This is a genomic window from Bacillus solitudinis (genome assembly GCF_002797395.1).
GTDB classification, from domain to species: Bacteria; Bacillota; Bacilli; order Bacillales; family Bacillaceae_D; genus Halalkalibacter_A; species Halalkalibacter_A solitudinis.
Genome location: NZ_KZ454943.1, coordinates 532,427 through 546,508 on the forward strand (window position 1 = coordinate 532,427; position 14,082 = coordinate 546,508).

Below are 14,082 nucleotides of genomic sequence, written 5' to 3' on the forward strand. Positions count from 1 at the left end.
TGACTTGTCTCTATTGTTCCGCTCATTATATTTTTTATGTATGAAAAAGGTATCCAATAAGGATTTAACCTTTTTTGGATACCTTTTGTAATAACTATATCAATTAACCATCTCAACCATCGGTGTAATATTTACAGTAGTCACTTTAAACCCAGGCATGCGACATGTCGGATCCAAGTCTTTTGGGACAAGACAGTTAACATTTTGTGAATCGGCCCAGTGAAAGGGAACAAACACGGTATCTCTTCGAATTTCAGTAGAAATCTGACTTCTAACAACAATTTTCCCACGCTCTGATTCAATCGATACTAATTCATTATCAGAAATTCCATATATTTGTGCAGTTTCCGGATGAAGCTGAATATGAGATTCAACGTTCCTTGCTGCTAATGCAGGGCTTTTTCTCGTTAACACACCTGTGAGATAATGAGCTACAACTCTACCTGTTGTTAAATAAAGTGGGTATTGTTCACTAACTTTTTCTTTTTTTACTTCCGATACATTTGGGACAGGAATCATGATTCCCTTTTGATCTTGGTGGGCAAAAGATTCTTCAAACATTATTTCCGTCCCATCATGGTCCAGAGAAGGGCAAGGCCAAAACATGCCTTCCTTTTTCCTAATTCGGTCATACGTAATTCCAAAATAATCAGCTATTCCACCTTTACTTGCAATTCTAAGCTCATTAAAAATGTCCTCTGAGCTTGAATACGTAAAGTACTTTTCTTTTCCAAGAGTCGCTGCGATTTCACAGAGAATTTGCCAATCGTGCTTTACTTCTCCCGGACATTCCTTAGAAGCTTCACGTAAAGTCACTCGCCCTTCTAAGTTAGTGAATGTCCCTTCGTTTTCTAGATATGAAGATGTCGGTAAAATTAAATCAGCTAGCTGTGCTGTTTCTGAAACAAACATATCAATTGTTACAAGAAAATCTAATTTTTCTAAGGCGTTCTTGACAAAGGTCGCGTTAGGATTCGAAACAATTGGGTTCGAAGCCATTAGAACCATCCCGCGAATCTCTCCCTCACTAACTTTTTCCATCATCTCGTACGCTGAAACACCTTTACGTGGAAGTTCATTTTCATCAATGCCCCATACTTCAGAAATATAGGCACGGTGCTCTGGATTTTCAATGGAGCGATAGCCTGGAAGCTGATCCGCTTTTTGACCATGTTCACGTCCACCTTGTCCATTCCCTTGCCCAGTTATCGCGCCGTAACCACAGCCCGGCTTCCCGATTTTTCCCGTCAGCATAATCATATTAAGAAAGTTGCGAACGGCCATATACCCATCGACTTGCTGTTCAACCCCACGAGCGGTAAAAATCATTCCTGTTTCTTTTTGACCAAAGGCTGATGCAGCTTTCTTAATGTCTTCGACTGTTACACCTGTTTGTTCTTCAATTTCCTCGAGAGTTAACGTCGCCACATGGTTAATTAATTCATCATAACCATTCGTGCGTTGCTCAATAAACTTCTCATCAATGTACCCTTCATCAAGTATGACCTTCAATAACCCATTTACTAATGCAGCATCAGTGCCTGGCTTCACTTGTAAATGTAAATCAGCGATTTTTGTTGTCCCGGTTTCTCTAGGGTCAATTGCGATAATGAAAGCACCGTTTTCTTTTGCTCTCTCAAAGTAAGGCATAATAGTTGGCTGACATTCAGCTATATTTGTACCCGCTAAAATAATAACCTGCGCCTTTGGAATTTCAGTTAATCGTGTCGTTAGGCCTCTATCAACACCAAACGCAACATTTGCTGCTGTAGCTGCTGCCGACATGCAGAAGCGACCATTGTAATCAATATATTTTGTTTTTAGAGCAACTCTAGCAAATTTACCAAACAAATACGCTTCTTCGTTTGTGAGTTGCGCTCCCCCGTAACATGAAAGTGCATCATGTCCATGCTTTTCTTGAATAGCAGTAAAATTCTTCTTAATTAATTCCATCGCTTCTTTCCAGGTTGTACGGACAAACTTCCCATCGACTTTTTTCATTGGAAACTTTATACGATCCCGATGAAAAACATGTTGATGGGCATTTAGACCTTTTACACATAAACGCCCTTCGGATGTCGGATTGTCTCTACCAACTGATTTATATTTTTTTCGTGTCACCACTGATTGTTCTATCAACTGCATTTTACATTGCATACTGCAATAAGGACACTGTGTATCGTAAGTCTTTTCAGATTGTACTTCCTGCTGTTTTGTACGAAAATATTTAAGTAACAAATCCGTCACGGTGTCACACCCTTTTTGCTAGTTTCTATTTTCTCGAGTTTTTTTTTGTGTTTTAGCCTATCGAGTTTCATTCTTTCTAGTAACTCTTCACATAATTCAATATCGAATAACACTTCTCTTATATGCACAATGTTCATTCTGTCTATCCAATGTCTTGTAGTTTCTAGGTAATTAGCGGTTTCTCGGTAGTATTGGATTAACCCACAGATAATTGACAATGCTTCCTCATTTTCATTCGCAACAGTTAAAAGAAGTCCATCTCTACCTGTACGACCACTCTCTCCCCCTACGTAAATTTCCCATCCACGATCCATTTTTATAAAACCAATATCCTTTGTTTTAATATCGGCATGATCATCCTTTGAAACGGATACACTTACACGAACATCTTGAGGCGTATTTAATGAAGAAACTCGTTCATCCAATCCAATTGATAACTCAATCGCCTGCTTATTTTCTATTAGTGAGCTAGTATGACTAATACTCGTGCGAACATTATGCACCGCATGATCATGCCTAGGCGTTAACTCGATCTCCAAATCTCTCATAACTCCACGCAAAATATCTTTTTTGACACCCATTAAACTCATTCTCTGTCTTTTCGTTAACGTCACGTAAGGTATTTCATAGGTATCAATAACATCCGCAACTTTACGTAACTGCTCCGATGAAGTTGCTCCCCCATTCATTTGAGGAAATATTGTATAAGAACCATCTGTTTGAGCCGTCGCATTTTTGTACAATTCAACTAAAGGTTCTAGATAATAATCGGTACCCGTGTAAATCATACTTAAATAATAGGTTAATGCGGCAGAGCATACTGAACAACCATTTAAATCGTTCCATCCTAACGTTGCACGAACCTCTTCAACCGTTGTTAGATGTTGTAGCTGCATTTCCTCGACTATTTGATTTTCTGGGATTGTTGTACAAGAACAAAGTGGGGCGGCAGTAATTTCTTCATCAAACTCATCACTTTCAATATAGGCAAGCAAATCGGTCACCATCGGCTTGCAGCTTCCACAAGACCCCGAAGCCCTCGTACATTGTTTTACTTCCTCAACCGTTGTTAGACCGTCTCTTTGAACAGCTTCAATAATCTTCCCCTTTGAGACACTATTACAATTACAGACCATATCCCCTAAAGCCATAGATGCCACTTGGTTTTCTTCAGTTGACGCTTGATTTATGACAAGCTCCTTGACGATCTCTGCCTTTGCTTGCTTACTAATCAACTCAATCAATTTCGTTCCTGCACGCGTATCACCAAATAAAACCGCTCCGATCGCCTGCCCATCTCGGAATACTATTTTTTTATAAGTACCTTCTAATCCATCATATAGATTTAGACTTTGCGTCGTTTCGTCTTCCTTAAATTGACCGACCGAAAATACATCAACACCTGAAATTTTTAATTGTGTTGCAAGGATGGAACCTTGATATCCCTGACTACTAATCTCACAAATATGCTTGGCTAATTCTTTTCCTTGTTCATATAGTGGTTTCACCAGTCCATAGACGACACCTTTGTGTTCAACACATTCCCCCACAGCATAAATATCTGGATCGCTCGTTTGCATATAATCATTTACGACAATAGCCCGGTTTGTTTCTAATTCACAATCAACTGCTAACTTTATATTTGGACGTACCCCTACAGCCATAATGACTAAATCAGCTTCTACTTCTGTTCCGTCCTTAAAACGAAGACCTTCTACTCTATCGCCACCATATAATTTTTCGGTTGACTTCTCTAGAAGGAATTTCATCCCTTGTTTCTCAAGCTCTTTTTGAAGCATTTTAGAAGCAGTATAATCCAATTGTCTTTCCATTAACGTTTCAACTATATGAACGACATTAACTTCCATTCCTAGATTTAGTAACCCTCGGGCAGCCTCTAACCCTAATAAACCTCCACCAATCACAACTGCTTTTTTATAATTTTTAGATGCATCAATCAACGTTTCACAGTCTTCAATTGTGCGAAAAGCTAACACACCTTCTTTATCACTTCCTGGAAGTGGAATGATAAATGGATTTGATCCTGTCGCCATAATTAATTTATCATAACCCACTGTATGCCCTTTATCTGTTAATACCGTTTTATCTATTCGATTAATGCTCATAACTGATTCATTTGAACAAAGATTTATGTGATTCTCAGAATACCATTCTCTATTATTGATGACGATGTCCTCTAATGTTGTACTTCCTTGTAATACAGAGGAAAGTAAGATTCGATTATAACTGACATGTGGTTCACTGCCGAAAATTGTAATTTCAAACAAGTCAGGACTGTTTTTTATAATCTCTTCAGCACAACGGGCCCCTGCCATACCGTTTCCGATAATAATTAACTGTTGTTTTTTCATCGTAAACCTCCAAGCAATTTGAAGTTCATGATGAACCTTACACATCATGTAACATCGTTATTGGTTTCAATTATGACATAAGCTTTTTCAAAAAAAATGATGTATGTCACATTCTTTAACATACAAATTAAATTCCACTTATTCATCTTTTTCTTTGTGTTATCAAGCTTTTTTAATCTTAAACCAATTTTCTTCGTAAGGTGTTCTTACTTAAATCGACAATTCAAATATAGGTTATGTAAAGATTGGAACCATCAAAAAGTAGTATATCTACGAGGAGTGATATCAATATCAATTATCACCTCCTCTAACCGTGAAAAATCTATTAATAAAACTTGTTTGCATTTCGTCTAAATGGGAAAAGGAAGTATAAGTCTTATTATAAGGAGAGAAGGAACATGAAATTAAAAACGAAAAGCTTAGAATCGTATTCTATGAAAGCAACGGACGGAGAATTGGGAAAGATAGATGATTTTTACTTCTCACCAAATTCTTTTGAAATTAAATATGTTGTTGGTGATACGCGTACGTGGTTTTTCGGAGGTAAAGTACTTCTTCATCCTGAGTCTTTTAAAGAAATTAACATCATAGAAAACTATATCTCTGTAAATGCAACGAAAGAACAAATTAAGAACAGTCCAAAACCTGGAGAACATGGACCAACGATTGGATTTGAACGTGAACTAAACCATTACTATGGTTGGTCCTATTTTGCAGGAGCAACGAATACCTACACAGCAAGACAACCAGCACTTGGAGCCGTTTTTTTATCAAGACTAAATGATACAACAAAAGAAAATAAAAGTGAACTTGAAAAAGACCAAGAAACCAATCTCGTTTCAATAGATGATATAAGGGGCTTTGAGGTGCATGCGAAAAACGGTATCGTTGGGAAGGTTTCCGATTTTATCGTTGACCAAAATAATTGGTTTATGCCTTATCTTGAAATCGATGTAGGAGGATATTTTGATTTTAGTCATGTTCTTGTACCTACCGAATCGATAAAAGAAGTTAATACACTGGATAAAACTTTATCTGTGACGATTGAAAAAGAAATGATAGAGAAGGCTCCTAGATCCGAGCCAGCTATATCATTTAATGAAATAGAACCTTCACTGGAAGATTACTATAAAGGAATAACGCGATAATTTTAATAAGAGGGGGTGTGTCATAAGGTCGGTTTTGACCTTATGACACACCCCCTAAGCAATGTAGCGAATCGATCCATTGCCATATTCTTTTATGCTTTAGAGTCACTCGCCTCTTTAGAGATTTTCATATTGTTGAAAATCTTTTTAGTTAAAACATCGGAAGTTCCGCGCCAACGATGACACCACCACGCAAATCATAGATAATCCGTCCACCCGTAAATTCAATTAATAATGGTAACAAATACGTGATCATTGGTCCAACTAAACTCGCTAAATTTTCATTTGGAAGCCAACGCGTCTCAATAAATAATGCAGTAATAAGTCCCCAAGCAATAAATGCCCCAATATTTGGCATAATCATACCACTTAAAAGACTTCCAAACCTTTGAATTTTGACTTAGAATGCTGCATTGTTAGCCATGTTTTTTAACTCCCTTCTTGTAAATAATTTAGTTCTTATCTTGATAATAAAACGGTTACACGTCAGTTACAATTGAATCTAAAGGTTGTTTTGGCAAAATGATTGTTGTCATTTTTGAATTGCTGGTTTCTTCATACACCCAAGCATTCAATTTTTTTGTTTTCTAAAAATCAAAGAAAACACTAGTTCTTTATACTAGTGTTTCTTTAGCTATTAGTACTGTTCTTCTTTTCTAAATAAAAATCTAGCATACGTCTTGTCGTCGGGATGATATTTTTTGGAAGTTCATCAAGGGTAAAATAAACTAACTCATAACTCTCTTCATTCTTTATTATGTTCCCTTCAGGTTCAGGTGCTGTAAATGATACGATGACGTTATATACTTTATCTCCATTCGGATACTCAAAATAAAATTTTTTCCCAGAGAAAACATGAAAGAAAATTAGAGTATCTATTGTTAAACCTGTTTCCTCCTTTATTTCTCTCTTTGCCGTTTCTTCGATGGTCTCTCCAGGCTCCATGAATCCCCCCGGCAATCCCCAGTTATTCGTATCCGTGCGATGTTGGAGAAGAATACGCCCTTCTTTGTCGTGAATCATGACTGACGCTGCTGTTAAGATTAATGGCTGGTGTCCAACTTGATGACGTAACATTTGAATATAGTCCAAATGAAAATGCCCCCTTGTTTAACTGAGGCCACTGAAAAAGGTCGGTTTTCACCTTTTTTCAGTGGCCTTTCAGCAATGAGTTAAGACGTCGTTTAGTTATAAGCCACTATGATTTGGTTTCTTATAGTGGACGGTCGACGATCGGAGCTATTACAACTCTTTGAAGACATTCTACATGATTGAGGGAATTTCCTGTTCCATGCTAAACTATTGTTCTTCGTAGATATCTTTTTCCAGTGCACGTTCCCACGTATCCGTTAGAGGTTTATCTTCTCGAGCATGAGTAACGTTTGCCTTTTTTGCTTTTTCTAGGTCATTGATTTCAATCGAATTCTTATGTCTCTCCATGATCTCTCTCTCCTTTATGCATTCTTTCTCGTTCTAGTCGTCGTTTTTGGTGCATCTTTCACAGCTGCCTTTTTTCTAGTTGTTGGTTTTTTCTTTTTTGTTTTATCAAGTGATGCTTGAAGGGCAGACATTAAGTCTGTCACATTTGATGCGGCAGCCGGTTGTTTTTCTGTTGCCGTTACTGTCTTAGCTCCAGCCTTTTTCTCCTCAATTAATTCCATAAGCGCCGTACGGTATTCGTCATGATACTTTTCTGGTTCAAAGGTTGTTGTTAATTGTTCAACTAGCATTAACGCTGTATCAAGCTCTTTTTGGACCACTACTAGTTCGGTTGGTATATTTGGAACCTCTTGGACATTTCGAACTTCATCGGGAAAATGAATAGTTTCCATTAACAGTGTTTCTTGATAAACACGGACAACCGCCAGCTGTTCCTTCGATCGAATGATAATCTTAGCAATTCCAATTTTTCCTGATTCCACTAGGGCTTTTCTTAAAAGAGAATAAGCTTTCCCTCCGCCATTGTCAGGTGCCATAAAATAACTTTTTTCAAAATAAATCGGATCTATTTCCTCGAGTTTAACAAAATCAATAATTTCAACAGATTTCTCCTCGTTTTCCTTTTTTAATTTCTCCAAATCTTCAGCATCCAAAATTACAAATTTCCCTTTAACATATTCATACGCTTTAACAATATCTTCTGGCTTCACTTCTTCATCACAGCCAGGACATACCTTGTGATAGCTTATTGGTGTATGACAATCTTTATGAAGTTGTCTTAATTTAATGTCTTTATCTTCAGTTGCGGTGTGTAGTTTAATTGGAATATTGACTAAACCAAAACTAATGCTTCCCTTCCATACCGTATGCATGCTTCACCTTCTCTATAGTCTTTTTCTTAATGTGCAAACATTTCACTAAGTTTATGTATGAGTCAAAAAAAATTGAAAAACCTACCTATTATAAAGGTTTAAAAAGGAGGACAAATCCATGAAACCGATGCTGCTTACTTCTGCTGTTGAAACCCCGATGTTAAAAGGTTGGATTTATGAAGTCAAGTATGATGGCTTCCGCTGCATACTTGACTGGGAGAAGAACAGCACTCCTAAGTTACTGAGCAGAAACGGAAAAATGTTAAATGATCAGTTCCCGGAAATCATTGGATTTTGTGATACGATTGCTGACCGTATTACTCAATTGCTACCACTTACACTCGACGGAGAAATCGTACATTTAGTAAATGATTATCAAAGTGACTTTAATATTGTTCAAAGAAGAGGAAGAATGAGGAAAAAGACGATGATCCAAATACAGTCTGAGCAATTTCCTTGCCAGTTAGTTGTCTTTGATTTGTTACGTCAGAAGGGAAAAGTTGTTACTAACACGCCACTTTCCAAACGTAAAGATGGCCTAAAAGACCTTTTTCACCAACTAGAATTACAGATACCTATCAACTACCTCAATCTTCAAAACCTCCAACTGATTCATTCCAATCTAAGTAGCACTGAGGTCTGGGATTCAGTAAAAAAATACAACGGTGAAGGGATTATTGCAAAAAAGGCTACTAGCACATGGAATCCTGGTCAGCGAACAACAGAGTGGATTAAGGTTAAAAACTGGCGGGTTGTAACAGTTCTTCTTACTAAATACGACCAAGAAAACGGTTACTTTCATGGTGCCATTTATAGAGGAGAAACTTTACTTGAAATTGTTATTTTTCAGCATGGGCTAACAGAGGAAGAGAAGGGAACGCTTATTTCATTATTTAAAGAAAATGGTAACAAAACAGGAAGAAACATATGGGGATTACCACCTTCAATTTGTATAGACATTGCTTGTATTGATTTTGATGGTAAACATTTGAGAGAGCCAAGATTCCATGCATTTGCATTTAATGGAGATCCAGATTTATGCACATGGAAGGTGATGCAACGACAACTTTTCCCTTTCCCAGAGAAGATAGACATCACACACCCTGACAAACCTTTATGGCCCAAAAGTAGAGTTGATAAAGATGATTATTTACTATATCTTCAAAAGATAGCTCCTCATCTCATGCCCTTTTTAAAAGACCGACTGTTAACAGTAATTCGCTTTCCACACGGGTTACTTAGTGAGGAGCGTTTTTACCAGAAAAACCGTCCCGATTATGCACCTAATTTTGTTAAGAGCGTGAAGATTGACGATATTGACTATATCCTTTGTAATGATATTGAGACGCTAATGTGGCTTGGTAATCAGCTCGCCCTTGAGTTTCATATTCCCTTTCAGACCATTCACACCCAAAACCCAACTGAAATTGTCTTTGACCTTGATCCTCCTTCCACTAAAGAGTTTTCATTAGCTGTAGAGGCAGCTGTTCGAATGAAGGCTATATTCGACCAATTTCAGCTTTCTTCATTTGTGAAAACATCTGGTGGAAAAGGCCTTCAAGTTTATATCCCGTTACCGGAAAACAAGTTTTCTTATGCGGAGACAAGAGTATTCACACAATTTATTTGCACTTTTTTATGTGAGCAACTTCCAGATTGGTTTACAGTGGAACGCTTGAAAAAGAATCGTGCGAACAGATTGTATTTAGATTTTATACAACATGATAAAGGAAAAACGATTATAGCCCCTTATTCTCCTCGTGGAAATGAAAACGGTCTTATTGCGACCCCTCTATTATGGGAGGAGGTAAATGATACCCTATCACCACAATTATTTACATTAGACGTTGTTCTAGAACGCTCCAAAAGTATTGGGAATCCCTTTCGCTCCTTTCGTCAATCTGCGAGTCTTGAAACATTTGCCGCAGTATTAGAACAATTAAATGAGTTAATTCCTCAATGATTTTTTGCATAGTCTTTTTGCTTGCTGGTTATGATACTAATGAGGTTTACGGCAGAGGCTGTTTTCCTCCTGAAATCCATGCACCATCAAAGTTGATGTTCACATATATCAAAGGAAGTCCGATTGTACCTTTAATGAGGTGTTTGTATTGAACCATTCTCAGATTTACCAAGATTGTTTTTAACATGATTGCAAAATGAGGTGCTTCCAAAATACAAAAATCGTTACGACCCCATGTTTGGTGGAACAAGATTTGATTAGGTGAAATGGTAAGGAGATGGTCGCCCAAACGTCGACCATCTCCTTTTTTATTATAAAGGGAGTGTTCTGATGAATCCATTACTCAACCAACTAAAGTCCATTATTAATCATGTCAGCAAGGACGTAGCAGACTTGTTTACTCTTAATTCAAAAAACATCCATTTAAAAGAACTTGTTCCATTAATTACAAATCATAAATCAACAATCAAAACAGAAAGAGAATTACTAGCGTTAACTTTTAATACGTATGAGATTAATTTTGAATCATTAACACTTATTCTTGAAACCAAAGGAAAACAAAATCAACAAATCCTTGAAGTATCAATACGTACAAAAGAGCAAATAGTATTTTCATATAAAAGCTATGAGGGGATTCATCTCCTCGCACAGGATATCCCGCTACCAAAAAATTTACTTCAATACCTTGCCAGTTGACGTAGAACTTACCTTTATACAAATGAATAAGCTATCGAGACACACACATACTAGGAATACAACATATAAAAGTGAGGTGAACATAAATGCCAAGTACAAATAAATTAATTGTTCCTGGAATCGAACAAGCTCTAGACCAAATGAAATATGAAATTGCGCAAGAATTTGGCGTTCGACTTGAAGCAAATGATACTTCTCGCTCAAATGGTTCAGTTGGGGGAGAGATTACAAAGCGCCTCGTTCAAATGGCCGAACAACAGATTGGTGGACGCGGTGAATAAAGATTTTTCAGGGATCAAGGCAACTTGGTCCCTTTTACTTAAAAAGGAGAGTTTCGGTACTTACAAACCTAAACCACTACCTTCTAGAACTTACTCGTTTAAACCCTATAAATCGCGTACCCCGGAACGATAAAGTGCCAACATCCCCTTCAGCTATTATCCCAAAATCTTTTTAGCTTAGTGTAAGCTCTAGACGATCCCACTTTCAACCTCATAATGTCGAAAATAATCGCTACTCGTCGTATGATGATTTCCCTTTCCCTGGTATTGATGATTAAGTCTAGACACAGCTCCCGTTTGGTAACAACCTTTGAACGTACGGTTAGGAGAGGTTGCTTGTTATTATGGTTCCATTGCTTTATTCCCTGCATAAAATTAAATATAACAATGCCTAAAACAATAAGAAAAAAAATCGGCAAAATAGTACTCATTAATGTAAACATCAAAACCCATACACTCCCCCCTTCTACTAAACAATCCGCCAAAAAACAACGTTTGGTTTCAGAGATAGGCAAATGACGGAATATTTGGTAAAATGGAAACGTAGTATTTCACCTTTTTTCGAATTTTTTACCACGTTAAAAAATTGAGTAAAGGAGTGATAATATGTTTGACTACCTCTACCAAACTACAGAAGATACGAAAGTTCACCACGTTGGCTTTGTCACTAATGACTTTAGGTATGACCTCGCGCTTATTTACACAAATCAATTTTTTGGTAAAACGATGATACTCTGTATACAATCAGGGACATCTGCATTATTTGACCATAGTGATTTGGATGATATCGATATGGTTCAGAGTGTGTTTAAACTAAGAACTCCACAAGAAGCAGCTGAAATAGCAAATTTCCTTCGTTATCAAATTTCTAACTTACCCTTTGAAAATCAATATTAGTTTGAATTACTTCACCAATACATCGTAGAAAGAAAGAGGGTGTCCATTTTTGGACACCCTCTACTAAATTACGAAGCCATTGAAAAAGGACTTTAAGCAAGACCGTAACCGTTGCTTTGGTTAGCAGGCGCGCAACGTGTCGAGCCATTGCTTCTTCCTCGAACCTGCTAAAAGGGACTTTTTTAGTGGCCGTGAAAATTGTACCAGCGCCCTCGTTTACACCATAATTTTGCACATATCGTTCGTAAATTCTACCGGGTCTTGAATTGGTAACCCTTCAATCAACAAAGCCTGATTGTACAAAAGATTCGTGTAAAGACTAACCTTCTCTTTATCAGTAGCAAATGCTACCTTCAACGTGGAAAATACTTCATGATTGCTATTAATCTCCAAAACTTTATCAGCTTGAACGTTCTGGTTATCTGGCATCGACTTGAGGATTTTTTCCATTTCAATTGTAACTTCGCCATCTGTTGCTAAACATACCGGATGACTCTTTAAACGTTTTGAAATTCGGACATCCTTTACTTTCGTAGATAAGATAGTCTTCATATAATCAAAGAGCTCTTTGTTATCTTGTTCTTCCGAAACCGACTCTTCCGTTTCAGAAGATTCAATGCCTAAATCTCCACTCGAGACTGATTTAAATTCTTTTTCTTTGTATGACATTAACATCTTAGTTGCAAATTCATCAATATCTTCTGTAAAATATAAAATTTCAAATCCCTTTTCGGATACTGCTTCAATTTGTGGAAGCTTCTCAATGCGTTCGTATGATTCCCCAGATGCATAATAAATGAACTTTTGCTCTTCTGGCATCCTTGACACGTATTCTTCTAATGTGACCATTTCCTTTTTAGTCGAAGAATAGAACATGATTAAATCCTGTAACACTTCTTTATTACTGCCAAAATCACTGTAAATGCCATACTTTAACTGTCTGCCGAATGACTTGTAAAACTCTTCATATTTCTCACGTTCGTCTTTCAGCAAACTTTGTAGCTGGCTTTTAATTTTATTTTTGATGTTTTTGGCAATAAGTTTTAACTGTCTATCGTGTTGGAGCATCTCTCGAGAAATATTTAAAGACAAATCCTCTGAATCGACTAAACCTTTAACAAAACTAAAGTAATCTGGAAGTAAATCAGAGCATTTATTCATGATTAAGACCCCACTAGAATATAGCTCTAATCCTTTTTCGTATTCCTTAGAGTAAAAATCAAATGGAATTTTTTCTGGAATATATAAAATTGCATTATACCTTACCGCCCCATCGACACTAAGATGAATATGCTTCAACGGCTTATCAAATCCATAATGCTTATCTGCATAAAATGTTTCGTAATCTTCTGTGGTTAGCTCATTTTTATTTTTTCTCCATATAGGGACCATGCTATTAATTGTTTGTTCTTCATGATATTCTTCTAGCTCATTTTCACTATCTGCTTTCGGTCTTTGACCTTTTACATCCATTTTTATTGGATAGCGAATGAAATCAGAATACTTCTTAATAATTGCTTTTAAACGATGCGTTTCGAGATATTCATCGAAATTTTCATCTTCTGTATTTTCTTTAATTTTTAAAGTAATCTCTGTACCGATTGCATCTTTTTCAACTTCAATAACGGTATATCCATCTGTTCCATTAGATTCCCATTTATACGCATTCTCACTACCAAGTGCTTTACTAGTAACTCCTACAACATCTGCAACCATAAATGCTGAGTAAAATCCTACCCCAAACTGACCGATAATATCATGACCATCTTTTAATTCATTCTCATTTTTAAATGCAAAAGACCCACTTTTTGCAATGGTTCCAAGGTTCGTTTCAAGATCGTCCTTGGTCATCCCAATTCCAGTATCAGAAATTGTTAACACACGGCTGTCTTTGTCAGCAGATACCTTTATGTAATAATTTTCCTTTTCGAAACTTAAATTTTCATCAGTTAATGCTTTGTAGTAAATCTTATCAATTGCATCACTAGCATTTGAAATTAACTCTCTTATAAAGATTTCTTTTTGCGTATAAATCGAATTAATCATCATTTCTAGTAATCGTTTCGATTCCGCTTTAAACTGCTTTTTTGTCATTCAAATATCCCCTTTCCTTTTTGGAAGCTCGTAAAATATAGAGAAAATTAACTATAATATTCTCTATTAGCA

Annotated in this window: 13 protein-coding genes and 1 pseudogene; 5 read left to right on the forward strand and 9 right to left on the reverse strand. The window is 36.7% G+C overall.

What is annotated here, in order from left to right; all coding sequences use genetic code 11:
* Nucleotides 1-99: 99 nt before the first annotated feature.
* Both nasC and nirB read right to left on the reverse strand, forming a co-directional pair.
* A complete protein-coding gene (gene nasC, locus CEF19_RS02665; RefSeq protein ID WP_100404651.1) occupies nucleotides 100-2,247 on the reverse strand; it encodes an assimilatory nitrate reductase catalytic subunit NasC in 2,148 nt (715 codons plus the stop codon).
* Complete coding sequence (gene nirB / locus CEF19_RS02670; protein WP_100404652.1) at nucleotides 2,244-4,619, reverse strand: nitrite reductase large subunit NirB; 2,376 nt, start codon at nucleotides 4,617-4,619, stop codon at nucleotides 2,244-2,246. Before nirB ends, nasC begins: the two co-directional genes overlap by 4 nt.
* A 398-nt stretch (nucleotides 4,620-5,017) precedes the next feature.
* Between nirB and CEF19_RS02675 the strand changes: the two genes are divergently transcribed.
* Complete coding sequence (locus tag CEF19_RS02675) at nucleotides 5,018-5,767, forward strand: PRC-barrel domain-containing protein (RefSeq protein WP_100404653.1); 750 nt, start codon at nucleotides 5,018-5,020, stop codon at nucleotides 5,765-5,767.
* Between the two features lie 154 nt (nucleotides 5,768-5,921).
* Here the strand turns inward: CEF19_RS02675 and CEF19_RS02680 are convergent.
* From CEF19_RS02680 to ku, 4 genes and pseudogenes are all read right to left on the reverse strand, one after another.
* Nucleotides 5,922-6,131: pseudogene (locus CEF19_RS02680) on the reverse strand (PTS mannitol transporter subunit IIBC); the annotation flags it as partial.
* 266 nt (nucleotides 6,132-6,397) lie between these two features.
* Nucleotides 6,398-6,859 (reverse strand): NUDIX hydrolase, encoded by a 462-nt coding sequence (locus CEF19_RS02685; RefSeq protein WP_100404654.1) that lies wholly within the window; start codon nucleotides 6,857-6,859, stop codon nucleotides 6,398-6,400.
* 207 nt (nucleotides 6,860-7,066) lie between these two features.
* The gene (locus CEF19_RS23030; protein WP_157800865.1) at nucleotides 7,067-7,207 is read right to left on the reverse strand and encodes a hypothetical protein; all 141 of its coding nucleotides are present in this window, start codon (nucleotides 7,205-7,207) and stop codon (nucleotides 7,067-7,069) included.
* A gap of 14 nt (nucleotides 7,208-7,221) precedes the next feature.
* Nucleotides 7,222-8,079, reverse strand: a complete 858-nt coding sequence (gene ku / locus CEF19_RS02690; protein WP_100404655.1) for a non-homologous end joining protein Ku — start codon at nucleotides 8,077-8,079, stop codon at nucleotides 7,222-7,224.
* 118 nt (nucleotides 8,080-8,197) lie between these two features.
* On the opposite strand from ku, the gene CEF19_RS02695 reads away from it, so the two are divergent.
* Entirely contained in the window at nucleotides 8,198-10,042 is a 1,845-nt protein-coding gene (locus CEF19_RS02695) for a DNA ligase D (RefSeq protein WP_100404656.1), read from the forward strand.
* A gap of 46 nt (nucleotides 10,043-10,088) precedes the next feature.
* Here CEF19_RS02695 and CEF19_RS02700 read toward each other — a convergent pair whose 3' ends face one another.
* On the reverse strand, nucleotides 10,089-10,382 hold the full coding sequence (locus tag CEF19_RS02700; RefSeq protein ID WP_157800866.1) for a hypothetical protein: 294 nt from the start codon (nucleotides 10,380-10,382) through the stop codon (nucleotides 10,089-10,091).
* On the opposite strand from CEF19_RS02700, the gene CEF19_RS02705 reads away from it, so the two are divergent.
* Complete coding sequence (locus CEF19_RS02705) at nucleotides 10,373-10,738, forward strand: hypothetical protein (RefSeq protein WP_100404658.1); 366 nt, start codon at nucleotides 10,373-10,375, stop codon at nucleotides 10,736-10,738. The genes CEF19_RS02700 and CEF19_RS02705 overlap by 10 nt on opposite strands.
* 86 nt (nucleotides 10,739-10,824) lie before the next feature.
* Nucleotides 10,825-11,019 carry an alpha/beta-type small acid-soluble spore protein gene (locus CEF19_RS02710; RefSeq protein ID WP_100404659.1) on the forward strand — a complete coding sequence of 65 codons (195 nt, stop codon included), beginning with the start codon at nucleotides 10,825-10,827 and terminating at the stop codon, nucleotides 11,017-11,019.
* Between the two features lie 149 nt (nucleotides 11,020-11,168).
* Here CEF19_RS02710 and CEF19_RS24175 read toward each other — a convergent pair whose 3' ends face one another.
* Nucleotides 11,169-11,462: a DUF2500 family protein gene (locus CEF19_RS24175; protein ID WP_100404660.1), complete on the reverse strand. Its 294-nt coding sequence runs from the start codon at nucleotides 11,460-11,462 to the stop codon at nucleotides 11,169-11,171.
* Between the two features lie 163 nt (nucleotides 11,463-11,625).
* Here CEF19_RS24175 and CEF19_RS02720 point away from each other — a divergent pair, with 163 nt between their 5' ends.
* Nucleotides 11,626-11,916 carry a DUF3055 domain-containing protein gene (locus CEF19_RS02720; RefSeq protein ID WP_100404661.1) on the forward strand — a complete coding sequence of 97 codons (291 nt, stop codon included), beginning with the start codon at nucleotides 11,626-11,628 and terminating at the stop codon, nucleotides 11,914-11,916.
* A 216-nt stretch (nucleotides 11,917-12,132) separates the two neighbouring features.
* Here CEF19_RS02720 and htpG read toward each other — a convergent pair whose 3' ends face one another.
* The gene (gene htpG / locus CEF19_RS02725) at nucleotides 12,133-14,010 is read right to left on the reverse strand and encodes a molecular chaperone HtpG (protein ID WP_100404662.1); all 1,878 of its coding nucleotides are present in this window, start codon (nucleotides 14,008-14,010) and stop codon (nucleotides 12,133-12,135) included.
* Between the last annotated feature and the right edge of the window lie 72 nt (nucleotides 14,011-14,082).